Origin of the sequence: Lentzea aerocolonigenes, assembly GCF_000974445.1 — a bacterium.
Taxonomy (GTDB): domain Bacteria; phylum Actinomycetota; class Actinomycetes; order Mycobacteriales; family Pseudonocardiaceae; genus Lentzea; species Lentzea aerocolonigenes.
In genome coordinates this window covers 119871-135198 of record NZ_BBOJ01000006.1, presented here as the reverse complement: position 1 = coordinate 135198, position 15328 = coordinate 119871, and the positions used below count along the sequence as shown (strand labels likewise).

The 15328-nt window shown below is 69.3% G+C and carries 19 protein-coding genes; 5 read left to right on the top strand and 14 right to left on the bottom strand.

From position 1 onward, the window contains the following. Position 1: 1 nt before the first annotated feature. Genes AOM45_RS13505 through AOM45_RS13445 form a run of 13 tightly spaced genes read right to left on the bottom strand, consistent with a single transcriptional unit; the run spans position 2 to position 11200 of the window. Positions 2–424: a DUF2267 domain-containing protein gene (locus AOM45_RS13505; protein WP_030466781.1), complete on the bottom strand. Its 423-nt coding sequence runs from the start codon at positions 422–424 to the stop codon at positions 2–4. Then, positions 421–1344 carry a PrsW family glutamic-type intramembrane protease gene (locus AOM45_RS13500; RefSeq protein WP_051783037.1) on the bottom strand — a complete coding sequence of 308 codons (924 nt, stop codon included), beginning with the start codon at positions 1342–1344 and terminating at the stop codon, positions 421–423. Before AOM45_RS13500 ends, AOM45_RS13505 begins: the two co-directional genes overlap by 4 nt. Next, entirely contained in the window at positions 1341–3020 is a 1680-nt protein-coding gene (locus AOM45_RS13495; protein ID WP_030466783.1) for an FAD-dependent oxidoreductase, read from the bottom strand. The genes AOM45_RS13500 and AOM45_RS13495 overlap by 4 nt, the downstream gene beginning before the upstream one ends. Beyond that, positions 2998–3261, bottom strand: a complete 264-nt coding sequence (locus AOM45_RS13490) for a UBP-type zinc finger domain-containing protein (protein WP_030466784.1) — start codon at positions 3259–3261, stop codon at positions 2998–3000. The genes AOM45_RS13495 and AOM45_RS13490 overlap by 23 nt, the downstream gene beginning before the upstream one ends. Then, positions 3258–3683, bottom strand: a complete 426-nt coding sequence (locus tag AOM45_RS13485; RefSeq protein WP_030466785.1) for a DoxX family membrane protein — start codon at positions 3681–3683, stop codon at positions 3258–3260. The genes AOM45_RS13490 and AOM45_RS13485 overlap by 4 nt, the downstream gene beginning before the upstream one ends. After that, the gene (trxA, locus tag AOM45_RS13480; RefSeq protein ID WP_030466786.1) at positions 3680–4111 is read right to left on the bottom strand and encodes a thioredoxin; all 432 of its coding nucleotides are present in this window, start codon (positions 4109–4111) and stop codon (positions 3680–3682) included. Before trxA ends, AOM45_RS13485 begins: the two co-directional genes overlap by 4 nt. Beyond that, positions 4108–6735, bottom strand: a complete 2628-nt coding sequence (gene clpB / locus AOM45_RS13475; RefSeq protein WP_030466787.1) for an ATP-dependent chaperone ClpB — start codon at positions 6733–6735, stop codon at positions 4108–4110. The genes trxA and clpB overlap by 4 nt, the downstream gene beginning before the upstream one ends. Then, on the bottom strand, positions 6726–7019 hold the full coding sequence (locus AOM45_RS13470) for a chaperone modulator CbpM (RefSeq protein ID WP_030466788.1): 294 nt from the start codon (positions 7017–7019) through the stop codon (positions 6726–6728). Before AOM45_RS13470 ends, clpB begins: the two co-directional genes overlap by 10 nt. Continuing rightward, positions 7019–7909, bottom strand: a complete 891-nt coding sequence (locus AOM45_RS13465; protein WP_030466789.1) for a DnaJ C-terminal domain-containing protein — start codon at positions 7907–7909, stop codon at positions 7019–7021. Before AOM45_RS13465 ends, AOM45_RS13470 begins: the two co-directional genes overlap by 1 nt. Positions 7910–7915: 6 nt before the next feature. Further along, a complete protein-coding gene (locus AOM45_RS13460) occupies positions 7916–8416 on the bottom strand; it encodes a nucleotide exchange factor GrpE (RefSeq protein ID WP_035909721.1) in 501 nt (166 codons plus the stop codon). A 3-nt stretch (positions 8417–8419) separates the two neighbouring features. Next, entirely contained in the window at positions 8420–10294 is a 1875-nt protein-coding gene (gene dnaK, locus AOM45_RS13455) for a molecular chaperone DnaK (protein WP_030466791.1), read from the bottom strand. Continuing rightward, the gene (locus AOM45_RS13450; protein WP_035909724.1) at positions 10294–10803 is read right to left on the bottom strand and encodes a YflT domain-containing protein; all 510 of its coding nucleotides are present in this window, start codon (positions 10801–10803) and stop codon (positions 10294–10296) included. Before AOM45_RS13450 ends, dnaK begins: the two co-directional genes overlap by 1 nt. Positions 10804–10813: 10 nt before the next feature. After that, positions 10814–11200 (bottom strand): Hsp20/alpha crystallin family protein, encoded by a 387-nt coding sequence (locus tag AOM45_RS13445; protein WP_030466793.1) that lies wholly within the window; start codon positions 11198–11200, stop codon positions 10814–10816. A 136-nt stretch (positions 11201–11336) separates the two neighbouring features. On the opposite strand from AOM45_RS13445, the gene AOM45_RS13440 reads away from it, so the two are divergent. The 5 genes from AOM45_RS13440 (at position 11337) to AOM45_RS13425 (ending at position 15059) form a co-directional block, all read left to right on the top strand. Continuing rightward, complete coding sequence (locus AOM45_RS13440) at positions 11337–13040, top strand: PucR family transcriptional regulator (RefSeq protein ID WP_030466794.1); 1704 nt, start codon at positions 11337–11339, stop codon at positions 13038–13040. Continuing rightward, entirely contained in the window at positions 13037–13207 is a 171-nt protein-coding gene (locus tag AOM45_RS50820) for a DEAD/DEAH box helicase family protein (RefSeq protein WP_156093722.1), read from the top strand. The genes AOM45_RS13440 and AOM45_RS50820 overlap by 4 nt, the downstream gene beginning before the upstream one ends. Further along, on the top strand, positions 13204–13596 hold the full coding sequence (locus AOM45_RS13435; protein WP_030466795.1) for an MEDS domain-containing protein: 393 nt from the start codon (positions 13204–13206) through the stop codon (positions 13594–13596). Before AOM45_RS50820 ends, AOM45_RS13435 begins: the two co-directional genes overlap by 4 nt. Positions 13597–13625: 29 nt before the next feature. Then, a complete protein-coding gene (locus tag AOM45_RS13430) occupies positions 13626–14666 on the top strand; it encodes a hypothetical protein (protein WP_030466796.1) in 1041 nt (346 codons plus the stop codon). A gap of 105 nt (positions 14667–14771) precedes the next feature. After that, positions 14772–15059 carry an STAS domain-containing protein gene (locus AOM45_RS13425; protein WP_162185635.1) on the top strand — a complete coding sequence of 96 codons (288 nt, stop codon included), beginning with the start codon at positions 14772–14774 and terminating at the stop codon, positions 15057–15059. Positions 15060–15062: 3 nt separating this feature from the next. Here the strand turns inward: AOM45_RS13425 and AOM45_RS13420 are convergent, their stop codons facing one another. Next, on the bottom strand, positions 15063–15326 hold the full coding sequence (locus AOM45_RS13420; protein WP_030466798.1) for a DUF3040 domain-containing protein: 264 nt from the start codon (positions 15324–15326) through the stop codon (positions 15063–15065). Positions 15327–15328: the final 2 nt, after the last annotated feature.

Below are 15328 nucleotides of genomic sequence, written 5' to 3'. Positions count from 1 at the left end.
TTCACGGCAGCACGCCCGCGAGGTCCTTGGGCATTGACGCCTTGACGTCCTCCCACTCGCCCTCGGTGATGTGGGCGCGCAGTACGTTCGACACCGTCCGGACGACCTCGTCGACGTCGGCGTCGTACACGAAGTCGTGCCGGACCCGGTCGACGAACTCGTCGTGGTGCATCTTGATCGGCACCTCGGCTGGGCGCCAGCCCTCGTAGTAGATGCCGCGCACCAGCATCGGCAGCTGGGCCCCGAGGTGCGCGGCCTCCTGCACGGTCAGCCGGTCTCGCAACGCGTGCAGGACGCCGCGCAGTGCTGCGTAGGACTGGTTGCGGCGCTCGCGTGGCCAGCCGAACGCCTCCTCGATCTCGTGCAGCATCCGGTTGGTCTTGTCGACGGTGGCGGTGAACGGTGCGAAGCCGGTGTCGCTCATCGGCTTTCTCCTTCCTGCCCGGTCATGGCGAACGGGCCGGTGCGGATGCGGTAGAGGGGAGACGGCGCGCGCCGCTCCCGGCGCGCCTGGCGGGCCATCGACCACAGCCACAGCAGGCCGATGACCGAGATCAGCGCCAGGCCGAGCCAGTTCGTGGTCGTGTACACGGCGACCTGGGACGGGGTCGGCTCCGGGAGGGCGCCGCGCAGGAGCAGCTGGTACTGCCACGGTTCGCCGGTCAGGGCCAGGGTCACGAGCACCGCGATCATCGACATCGAGTCCCACAGTGCGTGCAGCGCCGACACCCCGAGGAAGGCGAGCACCAGCGGCCAGGTCAGCACGAAGTGACGCCTGGTGCTCCACGCGAAGAGCGTGCCTCCGAGGATCGCGGTCCACAGGCCGTGCCCGACGGGTGCCAGCAGGCCGCGCAGGATCTCGGTGGTCACCAGGTTGCTGAGCGACAGTCCGGAGTCGGTGAACAGCGACGTCAGTGCGTAGCCGGCGGACTCGAAGGCGGAGAACCCGAAGCCGACCGAGGCGCCGAGGATCATCCCGTCGCGGGTGGATTTCACCGCGAGGTGCCGGGTGAGCAGCGCCAGCGCCGCCAGCTTGACGGCCTCTTCGATCAGTCCCACGCCGACGTACATCCACGGCGACGGGTGGAGCAGGTACGCCTCCAGCACGGACGCACCGAGCACCCCGAGCACGCCGCCGACGACGAACGTGCGGAACACCAGCTCCGCCGTGATCTCCCCGGTATCGCGGCGCCCGAACGCCCACGTCACGAACGTCACCGGCACGAGGAAGCTGCCCAGCAGCACCAGGGTCGGGATCAGGATCGGGTTGCCGGTCAGGTACGTGATCGCGACCGCCAGCAGCCACAGCACGAGACCGGCCAGGAAGATCCGCCACCACGTCATGTCGTCGCTCCGAACGAGAGGTGTTCGTGGACGAGCCGGACCACCATCGCTCCCTCACCGACGGCGGAGCCGACCCGTTTGATGGAACCGCTGCGCACGTCCCCGATGGCGAACACACCCGGTCTGTTCGTCTCCAGCGGGAACGGCCTTCTGCCCTTGTGCCACCAGGTGTCGCCGTTCGCGACGTGCTCGCCGGTCAGCACGAAGCCGTCCTCGTCAAGTGCAACCAGTCGCGAAAGCCATGCGGTGCAAGGGGTCGCGCCGATGAACACGAACAGCGCCCGCACCTGCAGCGTGCGCCGGTGGTGGTTCTGGTTGTCCTCCACGACCACGCCCTCGACCTGGTTGTCGCCGAGCAGCTCCACGACCTCGTGGTGCAGCAACACCTCGATCCGCGGATGGCGCAGCACGCGGTCGACCAGATAGCGGGACATGTTCTTGTTCAGATCGGCGTCGCGCACCACCAGGTGGACGCCGGGTACCCGGTCGGCGAGGAACACGGCCGCCTGGCCACCCGAGTTGCCCCCGCCGACGATCGCGACCGGGTTCGCCTGACACTCGCGAGCTTCGTGGATCGTGGCGGCGTAGTACACGCTGGTGGACTCGAAGTCGGCGAGCCGCGGCAGGCTGAGCTTGCGGTAGCGCGCGCCGGTCGCGATCACCAGCGACCGCGTCCGGACCTCGGAGGAGTCGTCGAAGCCCACCACGTAGTGGCCGTCACGCGGGGAGAACGAGACCGCCTCCACCGACACGTTCACCGGCACGCCGAACTTCTCCGCCTGCAGCACCGCGCGTTCGGCCAGCTCGGGGCCGGAGATGCCGGCGGGGAAACCCAGGTAGTTCTCGATCCGCGACGTCGTCCCGGCCTGGCCACCGGCCGCGACCGAGTCGACGGCCACGACACCGAGCCCGTCCGCCGCGCCGTAGACGACGGCCGCGAGCCCGCCGGGTCCCGCGCCCACCACCAGCAGATCGGTCACGTCGCTCGGAGGGGTGGACGAGTGCAGGCCGAGTGTCTGCGCGAGCTTCCGGTTGCTGGGGTTGCGCAGCGTCTGGCCGCCAGGCACGACCACCACGGGTGTTTCGTCGGTGGCCACGCCGAACCGGCGCAGCAGTTCCTCGGCGTGGTCGTCCTTGTCGGTGTCGACCAGCCGGTGCGGAATCCGGTTGCGGGCGGCGAACTCCAGCAGCCGCTTGGTGTCGGGGGAGAAGCACGACCCGATGATCTGCAGTCCGCCGCCGCGGCCGATGAGCACCGCGCGCCGCATCAGGTACGCGCGCAGGATCACGTCCCCCAGCACCGGATCGTCGTGCACCAACGAACGCAGCTCGTCGGTCGTCAGCTGGACCACCTCACCGGGCTCGGCGACCACGGCCGAGGCGAACGACGGTTGTCCTTCCAGGAGACCGAGCTCGCCGAGAAACCGCCGCGGCCCGTGCACCCGCACGACCTGACCGTTCTCCAGCACGTGCACCAGCCCGCTGACGATCACGAAGAAGTCGTGGCCGCGGTCGCCCTCGGAGTACAGGACCTCGCCTTCTCTCACGGGGCGCCTGGTTCCGTACCGCGCGAGCTGGTCGATCTGCTCGTCGTCGAGGCGGGGGAACGCCCCGTGTTCGTCCGGTGTCTCCAGTACCCCGGATTCCGACGACTCAGACGAAAGCTTCGTGGACATAGCACCACCGCCAGTTCTCGCCGGGTTCGAAGGACCGCACGATCGGGTGGCCGCCCGCGAACGCGTGCCGGCGGGCGTGCTTCATCGGCGAGGAGTCGCAGCAGCCCACGTGGCCACAGGTCAGGCACAGTCGCAAGTGGACCCAGGGCGTGCGGGCGATGAGACATTCCCGGCAGCCCTGCGGGGTCTGCGGTACCACTTCCCGCACCAGGGCGAGATGTTCGTCCACGACGGTGGTCATCGGTCCTCCCGAGTCGCGTCGTCGAGCACCAGAGACAGTCCGATGCCCAGCAGCCACACGTCCTTCGCGAGCGAGGTGCCCTCCTCGGTCGGACGCAGGCTCCGTTCCTTCCGCATGCCCGGTGTCCTCAGGTAGAGGCCGAGCAACGCGCCGGCGAACCCCGTGAGTGCCGCACCGGCGACCATCGCGGGCACGAACGGCACCAGCAGAGCGACACCGGTCGCGATCTCCCCGGCCGCCAGCAAGGTGGCGAACTGCTTGGGATCGAGCTTGCCCAGCACCGGATAGGTGCTCGCGGCCCAGCCCTGCATCGACTCGGCGGCCTCCTGGTCGGCGTGCAGCTTGCCCAGGCCCGAGTTGAGCACGTACGCGCCGGTGGTGACGCGCGCGGGCAGCTGCCGCAACAGGGAACGGTTGATCATGTTTTCACCTCCGGGGTGAGCGCCTGGTCCAGCCAGGCGCGCAGCTGGGGCGCGGGCAGCGCACCCGGTTGCCTGGCGATCACCTCGCCGTGGCGCAAGATCAGCAACGTGGGCACCGCACGCACCTCGAACCGTTGCGAGAGTTGAGGTGCGCGATCGACGTCGACCCGCACGAGCTTGATGTCGCCCGCCCGTTCGCGGGCGAGCTGGTCCAGCACCGGACTGACCATCCGGCACGGCCCGCACCACGTCGCCCACAGGTCGACCAGCACCGGGACGTCCGCCTGCTCGGCGACCGCGGCGAAGGTGTCGTCGAGCGCGTCGGCGATCCAGGGGAGCGGCTGCCCGCAGTTGCCGCACTTGGGTTTGCCTTGTGCGGCAGCGGGAACGCGGTTCTTCTTGCCGCAGTTCTGACACTCGATGGTCATGCGGCAGCCCTGCTCTCGGCGGCCGTGGTGACGGACAGCTCGCCGTCCACCACGTCCACCCGGATCGTCGCGTCCTCCAGCACCTCACCGGAGATCAATGCCCGCGCGACGCGGGTCTCGACCTCGTGGGCGATGTAGCGGCGCAACGGACGGGCGCCGTAGACCGGGTCGAACCCGCGCCGCGCGATGAACTCGGACGCCGCCGGCGTGAGCTCGACGTCGATCCGGCGCTCCGCGAGACGAGTGCGCAGCTCGGCGAACTGCAGGTCGACGATGCGTTCGAGCTGCTCCAGCCGCAACGGGGTGAACAGCACGACGTCGTCGACGCGGTTGAGGAACTCAGGGCGGAAGTGCTCCCGCAACGACGCCATCACCGCTCCGCGCGCGTCCGGCTTGATCTCGCCGTCCGCCGTCACGCCCTCCAGCAGGTACTCCGAACCGATGTTGGACGTCATGATGATCACCGTGTTGCGGAAGTCGACCGTGCGGCCCTGCGAGTCGGTGATCCGGCCGTCGTCGAGCACCTGCAGGAACGTGTTGAACACGTCCGGGTGCGCCTTCTCGATCTCGTCCAGCAGGACGACCGAGTAGGGCTTGCGCTGCACGGCTTCCGTGAGCTGACCGCCCTCGTCGTAGCCGACGTAACCGGGCGGCGCGCCTACGAGCCGCGACACCGTGTGCTTCTCCTGGTACTCGCTCATGTCCAGGCGCACCATGTTGTCGTCGCTGTCGAACAACGCGGACGCCAGCGTCTTGGCCAGCTCGGTCTTGCCGACACCGGTGGGACCGAGGAAGAGGAACGACCCGATCGGCTTGCGCGGGTCCTTCACCCCAGCGCGCGCACGGATGATCGCGTCGGCCACCAGCCGCACCGCCTCGTCCTGGCCGATCACCCGCTCGTGCAGGATCTCGTCCAGCCTCAGCAGCTTCTCGCGCTCGCTCTCCTTGAGCCGCGACACCGGGATGCCGGTCCACGCCGCGACGATCTCGGCGATCTCGTCCTCGGTCACGACCTCGCGCAGCAGCCGGTGCTCACCCTGTTTGGTGGCAAGCCTTTCCTCCTCGGACACGAGCTGTCGCTCCAGCTCGGCGAGCCGGCCGTACCGCAGCTCTGCGGCCCGGTTGAGGTCGTAGGACCGTTCCGCCTCCTCGGCTTCGCGGCGCACGCGTTCCAGGTCGCCGCGCAGCTCCTGCACCCGGCGGATGGCCTGCCGTTCGGCCTCCCACTGCGCCGTCATCGCGTCGAGCTCGGCGCGCAGGTCCGCCAGCTCACGTCGCAGCGTTTCGAGCCGTTGCTTCGACGCCTGGTCGGTTTCCTTGGACAGTGCGGCTTCCTCGATCTCCAGCCGGGTCACCCGGCGGGAGATCTCGTCCAGTTCGGCGGGCATCGAGTCGATCTCGGTGCGCAGCCGCGCGCACGCCTCGTCCACCAGGTCGATCGCCTTGTCCGGCAGGAACCGGTCGGTGATGTAGCGGCGGGACAGCACGACGGAGGACACCAGCGCGGCGTCCTGGATCTTGACGCCGTGGTAGACCTCCAGCCGTTCGCGCAGCCCGCGCAGGATCGAGATCGCGTCCTCCGGCGTCGGCTCGTCCACGAGCACGGTCTGGAACCGGCGTTCCAGCGCCGCGTCCTTCTCGATGTGCTTGCGGTACTCGTCGAGCGTGGTCGCGCCGATCATGTGCAGCTCACCGCGGGCGAGCATCGGCTTGAGCATGTTGCCGGCGTCCATCGATCCCTCGGCGGCGCCGGCACCGACGACGGTGTGCAGCTCGTCGACGAACAGCAGGATGCGCCCCTCGGCGGCCTTGACCTCGGCGAGCACGGCCTTGAGCCGTTCCTCGAACTCGCCGCGGTACTTGGCGCCCGCGACCAGCGACCCCATGTCGAGTGCGAAGACCGTCTTGTCCCGCAACCCTTCCGGCACGTCACCGCGCACGATCCGCTGCGCGAGCCCTTCGACGATCGCGGTCTTGCCGACGCCGGGCTCGCCGATCAGCACGGGGTTGTTCTTCGTCTTGCGGGACAGGATCTGGATCACGCGACGGATCTCGGCGTCCCGCCCGATCACCGGGTCGAGGTCACCCGTCCGCGCGTCGTCGACGAGGTCGCGGCCGTACTTCTCCAACGCCTCGTAGGTGCCCTCCGGCGTCGCGCTCTGCACGCGCTGGTTGCCGCGGATCTTCGTCAGCGACTCCAGGAACTTGTCCCGCGTGATGCCGTGCCGCGCCAGGATGTTGCCGGCCTTCGTGCGGTCGCCCTCCTCGGCCAGCGCCAGCAGCAGGTGCTCCACGCTGACGTAGGAGTCCTTGAGCCGCTTGGCTTCTCGTTCGGCGGCGTCGAGCACGGCCAGCAGGCGGCGGGTGACGTTGATCTGTCCGGGTTGGACACCCGGCCCGGTCACCTTGGGGCGCCGCGAGAGTTCGGTGTTCACGTCGTCGCGCAGGGTCTGCACGTTCACGCCGACCTGGGCGAGCAACCGCGGTACGAGACCGTCCGGCTGGTCGACCAGTGCGAGCAGGAGGTGTTCGCCGTCGGTCTCGGTGTGCCCGAGCCGCTGGGCGATGTCCTGGGCGGACTGCAGGGCCTCCTGCGACTTCTGCGTGAGCCGGTTCACGTCCATCGTCGATCACTCCCGCGTGCTTGTGCTTCCAGGACACGGATCCGGTCGAGCAAATCCAGCACGAGCCCGACCGAGGTGTAGTTGAGCGACAACCCGCTGCGCAGCCGCTGGATCCGCGCGATGCGGGCGACGGTCTCCGGCGGGAACCACAGCCGTCCGGTCTCATCGGCCGCGCACTCGATCAGCCCGAGCGCGGCGAACCGGCGGACCAGCTCCGGGTGCAGTCCGGTGTGGGCGGACACGCGGTTCGTGCTCAGCCGGACGGGTTTGGTCAGCGGGTACATCACGACCCCCTCGGGTCGAAGTCGGACACGGCGGCCAGTTCCTCGAACAGCTCGCGTTCCCGCTTGCCGAGGCGCTTGGGCACCATGATCTTCACGACCGCGTACAGGTCACCCGGTGTGCCGCGCGGGTTCGGCATGCCCTCGCCCCGCAGCCGCAGCCGCCGACCGCTCGACGATCCCGGCACCACCCGGACCTTGACGTCGCCACCGGGCGTCATGATCGGCACGGTGGCGCCGAGTGCTGCCTCCCACGGCGTGACGGGCAGGTCCACGATGATGTCGCGGCCCTCCAGCCGGTACCGCGGATGGGGCGCGATCCGCACCACCAGGAACAGGTCACCGGCGGTGCCGCCGCCCGAGCCGCGCCCGCCCTGGCCGGACAGCCGGATGCGCTGGCCGTCGACCACACCGGGCGGGATCGTCACGTCCAGCTCGCGGTCGCTGATGGTCAACCTGCGCTGCCCACCCCGGTAGGCCTCCTCTACCGAGAGCGTGAGCACGGCCTCCTGGTCGGCGCCCGGAATCGGGCCGCTCCGGCCGCCGCGGCGGAAGAAGCCGCCGAGCAGGTCCTCGAAGTCGAAGTCCTCGAAGCCTCCGGAGCCCGGCCCGCTGGTGTACACCGTGCGGCCGCCGCGACCGGCACCGACGCGTTCGTCGTAGTCTTCGGGGATCCGGCGGAAATCCGCGCCGAACCGGTCGTACCGCTTGCGCTGCTCCGGATCCGACAGGACCTCGTACGCCTCGCTGACCTCCTTGAACCGGTCCTCGGCACCGGGGTCGCGGTTGACGTCCGGGTGGTACTGACGTGCGAGCTTGCGGTACGCCCGCTGGATCTCCTCGCTGTTCGCCCCGCGTGGCACGCCGAGCGCCTCGTAGAAGTCCCTGGCCACGGCGGTTCACTCCCGCGCGGCACGGGAGACGGCGACCGCGGCCGGGCGGAGGACGCCGTAGCCGGGCCGCAGCACGCGCACGACTGTGCTGGGCGGTGCGTCCGGGTCGTCCAGCACGGTCACCACCTCGTGCAGGTTGGGGTCGAACGGCACGCCGGTCGCGTCCTGGCGCGGGTAGCCGAGCCGGGCGAGCACCTCGACCGCCTGGTCGCGGATCGCCCGCACGCCCTCGGTGAACGCGTCGTCGGACGCGTGGCCCAGTGCCAGCTCGAGGTTGTCGAGCACGGGCAGCCACGCCGACGCCACCCGTGCGCGTTCGGCGGTTCGTTCCCGGTCCAGCTCACGGCCGTAGCGCTTGCGCACGTTGTCCAGCTCGGCCACTGCACGCAGCCAGCGGTCCTCCAGCTCGGCGAGCTCCGGGACCGGCGTCGCGGGGGGAGCGGCGCCGGTCCCGTTCTCGGCCGCGACCTCGGGGGCGGAGTTCGCGGCGTTCCCCTGGGTGGTCATCGGCTACACCCGATCGAAGTCGGCGTCGACGACGTCGTCCTCCGACGAGGACGAACCCTGCTCCGATGCGGGCGGGGGACCGGACGACCGCGCCACCTGCAGGCCCTGCAGGACCTGTGTCAGCTCGTCGGTCAGCTCGCGCACGCGCTCCACCGGTGCCTCCGACTTCAGCGCCTCGCGGGCGTCGGAGATCAGCAGCTCGGCACGGGCACGCTCGTGCGACGGGGCGTTGTCGCCGAGGTCCGACAAGGTCTTCTCGACCTGGTAGGCGATCGAGTCCAGGGTGTTGCGGGCGTCCACGGCTTCGCGCAGCCGCTGGTCCTCCGCCTGGTGCGCCTGGGCGTCGGTCACCATCCTCTCGATCTCGGACGTGTCGAGGTTCGAGCTCTCGCTGATGGTGATGCCCTGTTCCGCGCCGGTGTCCTTGTCCCGGGCGGTCACGTTGAGGATGCCGTTGGCGTCGATGTCGAAGGTGACCTCGATCTGCGGTTCACCGCGCGGCGCGGGCCTGATCCCGGTGAGCTGGAACCGGCCCAGCACGCGGTTGTCGGCCGCGCGTTCGCGTTCGCCCTGCAGCACGACGATGTCCACGGCGGGCTGGTTGTCCTCGGCGGTCGAGAACACCTCGGAGCGGCGGGCCGGGATCGTCGTGTTGCGCTCGATGATCCGGGTCATGACGCCGCCGCGGGTCTCCACGCCCAGCGACAGCGGGGTCACGTCGAGCAGCAGCACGTCCTTGACCTCGCCCTTGAGCACACCGGCCTGGACGGCGGCACCGAGTGCCACGACCTCGTCCGGGTTGACGCTCATGTTCGGGTCCTTGCCGCCCGTGAGGCGGCGGACGAGCTTCTGCACGGCCGGGATCCTGGTCGAACCGCCGACGAGGATGACCTCGTCGATGTCGTTCGCGGACACCTTGCCGTCGGCCATGGCCTGCTCGACCGGGCCGAGGCAGCGCTCCACCAGGTCGGCCGTGATCTGCTCGAACGTCGACCGCGTGACGGTCTCGGTCAGGTGTTTGGGGCCGTCGGAGTCGGCGGTGATGAACGGCAGGCTCACCTGCGTCTGGGTGACCGAGCTGAGCTCGACCTTGGCCTTCTCCGCGGCCTCGTAGAGCCGTTGCAGGGCCTGCGGGTCGGTGCGCAGGTCGATACCGGTGTCGTTCTTGAACTTGTCCGCCAGGTGGTCCACCAGCCTGCGGTCGAAGTCGTCGCCGCCCAGGTGGGTGTCGCCGGAGGTCGAACGGACCTCGACCACGCCGTCGCCGACGTCGAGCAGCGACACGTCGAACGTGCCACCGCCGAGGTCGAACACGAGCACCGTCTCGTGCTCCTTCTTGTCCAGCCCGTAGGCGAGCGCGGCGGCCGTCGGCTCGTTGATGATCCGCAGGACCTCCAGCCCGGCGATCTTGCCGGCGTCCTTGGTGGCCTGACGTTGCGAGTCGTTGAAGTACGCGGGCACCGTTATCACGGCCTCCCGCACCTTCTCGCCGAGGTAGTTCGACGCGTCGTCGACCAGCTTGCGCAGCACCTGCGCGCTGATCTCCTCCGGCGCGTACGGCTTGCCCCGCACCTGGAAGCGCACGGAGCCGTTCGGGCCTTCGACCACGTCGAACGTGACGGTCGCGGCCTCCTCGCTGACCTCCTCGAAGCGGCGGCCGACGAAACGCTTCGCCGAGTAGATCGTGCCCTTGGGGTTCAGGATCGCCTGGCGCTTCGCCAGCTGGCCGACCAGCCGTTCGCCGCTCTCGGTGAAGGCCACGACGGACGGGGTAGTGCGGGACCCTTCCGCGTTCGGGATCACGGTGGGCTGGCCGCCCTCCATCACCGCGATCGCGGAGTTCGTCGTGCCCAGGTCGATTCCGACTGCCTTGGCCATCAGGAACCACTCCCGGCGCCCAGCTTGGCCAGCAGCTGCTGCGCCTCACCGGCGACCTCCTCGTCCACGACGAGGTCGTACCGGCTCGGCACCATCGCGGTGACGGAACTGAAGTCACGCCGGCCGCGCTGCATCCCGTAGGAGATCGCCCCGATGATCGCGCCGATGATCGCACCGAACACCAGGCCGTACAGGGCCAGCGTCAAGGAGGTGACGAGTGGGTTGATGAGGTCGAACAGGCCGAAGATCCAGCCGAACAGCAGGCCGGGGATGGCACCGGACACGGCGCCGTTGAGCAGTGCGCGGCCCCAGTTCATCCGGCCGACGACCTGCTCGACCATGCGGACGTCGTTGCCGATGATCGCGGTGCGGTCGACCGGGAACTTGTTGTCCGACAGGAAATCCACGGCCCGTTCGGCGTCGCGGTAGTTGGTGAACGACGCGATCGTCCGCCGCTGGCCGGCAGAGGTCGTCGTACGCGCGTGCGCGCCTGAGTGCTGCGTGGTCATCAGTGTCTCCTCAGGAGATCTCGATCTTGCGAGGCTTGCTGGACTCGGCGACCGGAATCGTCAGCACGAGCACGCCGCGGTCGAAGTCGGCGGACAGGTTGCCGGCGTCGAGCATGTCGCCGAGGAAGAACTGGCGGCTGAACTCGCCGTGCGGACGTTCGTCGATCAGCACCTCGTCGTTCTCCTGCCGCAACGGGTGCCGCGTCGCCTTGACCGTGACCACGTTGCGTTCCACGGTCACGTCGACGTCCGCACTGTCCACACCGGGAAGGTCGAGCGCGACGACGCACTCCTCGCTGCGGCGGAACGCCTCCATCGGCAGCGCACGCGGCGTGCGGACCGTCTGTTCGGAAAGCCGGTCGAGTTCGCGGAACGGGTCGAAACGCATCAGTGTCATGGCTTCCACCGTGGCGAAGGTGGTTGCGCGGCGCGTCCGCCTGGGAGGGCGAAATCAGCCCTCCGCGCTGGACCCGGCAGCACAGTGACGGCGGGGCTAGGCTCGTTGACAAGGCAACTACGGCACAGGGGAGGACATGGCCATCGGCGCGGGAGGCTTGGACCGTTGGGCGCGGGCGCAACTGTCCAATCTTTACGGCCTGTTCGTGTTGTCGATGATGATGTTCGACGGCCGGGACGCGGCGAAGATCCTTGCCCTCGCGGCGACTTCGGTGCCGTCACTCGGCCCGTGCGCGGCCGACACGACCTATCTGATGGTCGGCGGAAGACTGGTGCGCACACCTTCGGGCCAGCCCGCCGACCGCGAGCTCGACCGGATCGTGTCCGAACTGGAGGATCATGACACCGGTGTGACGCTTTCCGACGGGAAGTGGCGCTGGGCGATCCTGTTGCGGGGCCTGAGCGGCGTCACCGGGTGCCTGGTCGTGGTCGCGGAGCGGGAGCCGACGGTCGACGAGCTGTTCCTGCTCAACGTGCTCGGCCAGCAGACCAGCGCCGCGCTGGCCAGCGCCGCCCTGCACCGCAAGGAGTACGAACAGCGGGTCGAGCTGCGCCGGTCCAACGACGAACGCGCGCTCGTCAACGCACAGCTGACCGAGACCGTGTCCCGGTTGCGGCAACAGCAGGAAGTGCACGACGTGCTGACTCGGGTGACCGCTTCGGGCGCCGGCGAACCAGGGATCGCTCACGCGCTGAGCGATCTGACCGGACTGCCCGTCGCCATCGAGGACCGGTTCGGCAACCTGCGCACCTGGGCGGGAGCGGGCCGCCCGGACCCGTACCCGAAGATGCCCGCGCGGCGCCGGGAGGACCTGCTGCGCCGCGCTGCTCGTGCGACGCGGCCGCTGCGGGACCGTGACCGGCTGATCTCGTTGGTCAGGCCGCACCACGAGGTGCTGGGCGTGGTCGCCCTCGTCGATCCCGGGAAGACCGCGAGCGAGCACGAGATCTTCACCCTGGAGTACGGCACGACGGTGCTCGCCCTGGAGCTGGCCCACCAGCGCAGCCTCGCCGAGGTCGAGCTCAGGCTGCACCGTGAACTGGTGGACGACCTCGTCATCGGCACGGACAACGACAGCGCGTACGCCCGCGCCGACGCACTGGGCCACGACCTGCGCGGACCTCACCACGTCGTGGTCGCGCAGTGGCACGGCGTGCAGGCCGATGACGCCGTGTCCGACGCGATCACCCGCGCGATGGCCGAACTGGAGTGGAGGGCGCTGTGCTCGCGGCGCTCCGGTGTGGTCGTGATGCTGGTGCACGGCATTCCGGACGGTGAGGCGTTGTTCCGTGCGATGACGCGGGAGTTGGGGGCCGACACCGGTGTGATCGCGATCGGTGGAAGCTGCTCCGCGCCGGACGAGCTGCCGCGCTCGTTCACCGAGGCGATGCGCACGCTGCGCATCCGGCAGATGTCCCGCACGCCCCGCGGAGCCACGTCGTTCGCCCAGCTCGGCCTCTACCGAATTCTTGACACGGGCAACAGCCGTGCCGACGTCGAGGCGTTCGTGCGGGAGTGGCTGGGCGGTCTGATCGACTACGACGACAGCAGGACCGCGGACATGGTCCACACGCTGTCCGAGTTCCTGGAGAGCGGTGGCAACTACGACCGGACGGCGACCGCGCTGTTCATCCACCGCAGCACGCTGCGGTACCGGCTCGGCCGGATCCGCAAGATCACCGGTTTCGACCTGACAGATGTGGAAACTCGCCTCAACGTGCACGTGGCCACACGTGCGTGGCAGGTGCTGCAAGGGCAGCCCTGGGAGGGGCGGGGATGAGTACGTCTTTCAACGGCGTGACGCTGGACGTCCACGCACATCTGTGCGTCTTCCACCACGGTCGTGCCGAACGGGACTTGCTGCTGGTCCCGTTCCTGCGTGAGGGGCTGCGCCGCGGCGAGGCGTGCCGGTACTTCGCCGCCGCGGGGGGAGGGAAGAAGCCGTGAGCAGCCTGGGTGGACCGGATCCGTTGCTGGAGGTGCACGAGCCGGAAGGCGGGCACCTGGGCGGTGGCACGTTCGACAGCGACACGATGCTCGCCGAGCTCGACGCCTGGTCCGCCACGGCGCCGACGAGCTGCCGGGTGGTGGGGGACATGGGGTGGGCGGAGCGGACGCTGGGGCACGCGGAACAGATGGACGCCCTGTTCAGCCACGAGGTGAACGCCGGTGTGTGGGCGAGCAGACGCTCGGTGTACGTGCTCTGCTTCTACGACCTCAACGTGTTCGGTGGTGAGGTCATCGTGCCGATGGTGAAGGCGCACCCGCAGAGCTGGATGGGAGGCGTCCTCCTCGACAACCCGTACCACCAGAGGGGCCACGCCCTGCAGGAGTAACCAGGGCCAGCCGAGGTACCCGATGGCACATGCGAGAAACAGTGGTGCTGGGCCTGCTCGCCGATCCGGGGCTGGCCACCGTCATCGTGGAGGACGTCGCGGAGGAGCTGCCGCGCCGGTTGTCCCGTGACGTGGACGGCGACGTGACCTGGCGGATCGTGCCAGTGTGCGACCAGTTCGCGGCCGACGAGCACGGCACGGTGCGGCACGTGGTGCAGGCCGTGCGCGACCAGGTCGTCGAGGAGCGGTGCGACCTGTGGGTGTGCCTGACCGACCTGCCGCGACGCGCGGGCACGGACCCGGTCGTCGCCGACGCCAGCGCCGCCGACGGCCTCGCCGTGGCGTCGCTCCCGGCACTGGGAAGCTGGGGCCTGCGCCGCAAGACCGCGGACGTCGTGAGCGCCGTCGTGGGTGAGCTGACCGACCGCGAGGGGCGGGTGGGGCGGCTGGCCAAAAGAATCGACTCACCCTCCGATGACATCGGCGTGCGGTTCGTGGCGCCCGGGCTGGCAGGCCGCTTGAGGCTGGTCGCGGGCATGGTCAGGGCGAACCGGCCCTGGCAGCTCGCGATGGGACTGTCCAGTGTGCTCGTGGCCGCGTTCGGCACCGGCGCGTACGCGTTGATCAGCTCGACCATCTGGCAGCTCGGCGCGTCCGGGTCGGCCGTGCGGCTGACGGCGGCGATGCTGCTGTCGATCACCGCGATGGTGGTGTGGCTGATCGCCACCCACGGGCTGTGGGAACGACCGTCCGATGAGCTCGGACGGGAACGAGCGAGGTTGTACAACCTGACCACCGTGATCACGATCGGGCTGGGGATCACAACGCTCTACCTGGCGTTGTTCCTCCTCGTGCTTGCGGCGGGATGGCTCGTGCTCGATCCTGCCGTGCTGGGGCGGCAGATAGAGCATCCCCCTGCCCTTTCGGACTACCTCGGCGTGGCGTGGCTCGCGGCGTCGGTGGCGACCGTCGCCGGTGCGTTGGGGGCGCGGCTGGAGAGCGACGAGGCCGTGCGTCAAGCCGCCTACGGGTACCGCCAGCAGGAGCGGCGCAAGAAGCTCCGCGCGTGACACGGCAGGCCCATGGCGTGCCGGGGATTTGCGCCTGGCGGATCGAAGCGTCGAACCCGCGCAATACGCGATCGTCCACTCACGACAACAGAGCTGGAGGTGGGCGTGGTGGTTCCCGTCGCGGTCGCGAAGGTGATCAGGGTCAGTGTGAGCGGAGAGATCGACTCGTACACGGTGGACAGGCTGATTCACGCCATAGAGCCACATCTGGACATTTCGGACGCGTTGATCGTGGTTGATCTCAGCGATGTCACGTTCCTCGGTGCCGCGGGGCTGCGGGCGCTCGTGGAGGCTGAGAACCACGTGCGCCGGGTGGGATCGAGCCTGTGCCTGATCAGCAGGACCGCGGCGGTGCACCGGTCGCTCGCCTTGCTGGACGTGGTGCGCGGATGACGCTCAACGGGTCCGCTTGCGGTACGTGGTGTGCAGGCAGACGCCGATCATGCCGCAGACCAAGCCCGTGAAGACGAGGAACAGGCTGGTGGTGGTGATTCCCAGCACCAGCAGGGCGAGGGCGAGCAGGTCCACCGCAACGCGGACGGACCTGCGGTTCGCCGTTTTGTGGACTGGTCCGCTCAGTGCCTCGGCCAGCCGTGGGTCGTTGGCTTCGAACCAGTTCTCGATCTGTCGCAGCTGTTGCTTCTCGTACGAGGAATCCATGA

Excerpts from the sequence above, each read along its gene's own strand:
- AOM45_RS13430 (WP_030466796.1), top strand. The coding sequence starts at position 13,626 with ATGCGAGAAACAGTGGTGCTGGGCCTGCTCGCCGATCCGGGGCTGGCC.
- AOM45_RS13445 (WP_030466793.1), bottom strand. The coding sequence starts at position 11,200 with ATGACACTGATGCGTTTCGACCCGTTCCGCGAACTCGACCGGCTTTCC.
- AOM45_RS13495 (WP_030466783.1), bottom strand. The coding sequence starts at position 3,020 with ATGTCCACGAAGCTTTCGTCTGAGTCGTCGGAATCCGGGGTACTGGAG.
- AOM45_RS13460 (WP_035909721.1), bottom strand. The coding sequence starts at position 8,416 with ATGACCACCCAGGGGAACGCCGCGAACTCCGCCCCCGAGGTCGCGGCC.
- trxA (WP_030466786.1), bottom strand. The coding sequence starts at position 4,111 with ATGACCATCGAGTGTCAGAACTGCGGCAAGAAGAACCGCGTTCCCGCT.
- AOM45_RS50820 (WP_156093722.1), top strand. The coding sequence starts at position 13,037 with ATGAGTACGTCTTTCAACGGCGTGACGCTGGACGTCCACGCACATCTG.
- AOM45_RS13505 (WP_030466781.1), bottom strand. The coding sequence starts at position 424 with ATGAGCGACACCGGCTTCGCACCGTTCACCGCCACCGTCGACAAGACC.
- AOM45_RS13500 (WP_051783037.1), bottom strand. The coding sequence starts at position 1,344 with ATGACGTGGTGGCGGATCTTCCTGGCCGGTCTCGTGCTGTGGCTGCTG.
- AOM45_RS13485 (WP_030466785.1), bottom strand. The coding sequence starts at position 3,683 with ATGATCAACCGTTCCCTGTTGCGGCAGCTGCCCGCGCGCGTCACCACC.
- clpB (WP_030466787.1), bottom strand. The coding sequence starts at position 6,735 with ATGGACGTGAACCGGCTCACGCAGAAGTCGCAGGAGGCCCTGCAGTCC.
- AOM45_RS13490 (WP_030466784.1), bottom strand. The coding sequence starts at position 3,261 with ATGACCACCGTCGTGGACGAACATCTCGCCCTGGTGCGGGAAGTGGTA.
- AOM45_RS13470 (WP_030466788.1), bottom strand. The coding sequence starts at position 7,019 with ATGTACCCGCTGACCAAACCCGTCCGGCTGAGCACGAACCGCGTGTCC.
- AOM45_RS13450 (WP_035909724.1), bottom strand. The coding sequence starts at position 10,803 with ATGACCACGCAGCACTCAGGCGCGCACGCGCGTACGACGACCTCTGCC.
- dnaK (WP_030466791.1), bottom strand. The coding sequence starts at position 10,294 with ATGGCCAAGGCAGTCGGAATCGACCTGGGCACGACGAACTCCGCGATC.
- AOM45_RS13420 (WP_030466798.1), bottom strand. The coding sequence starts at position 15,326 with ATGGATTCCTCGTACGAGAAGCAACAGCTGCGACAGATCGAGAACTGG.
- AOM45_RS13440 (WP_030466794.1), top strand. The coding sequence starts at position 11,337 with ATGGCCATCGGCGCGGGAGGCTTGGACCGTTGGGCGCGGGCGCAACTG.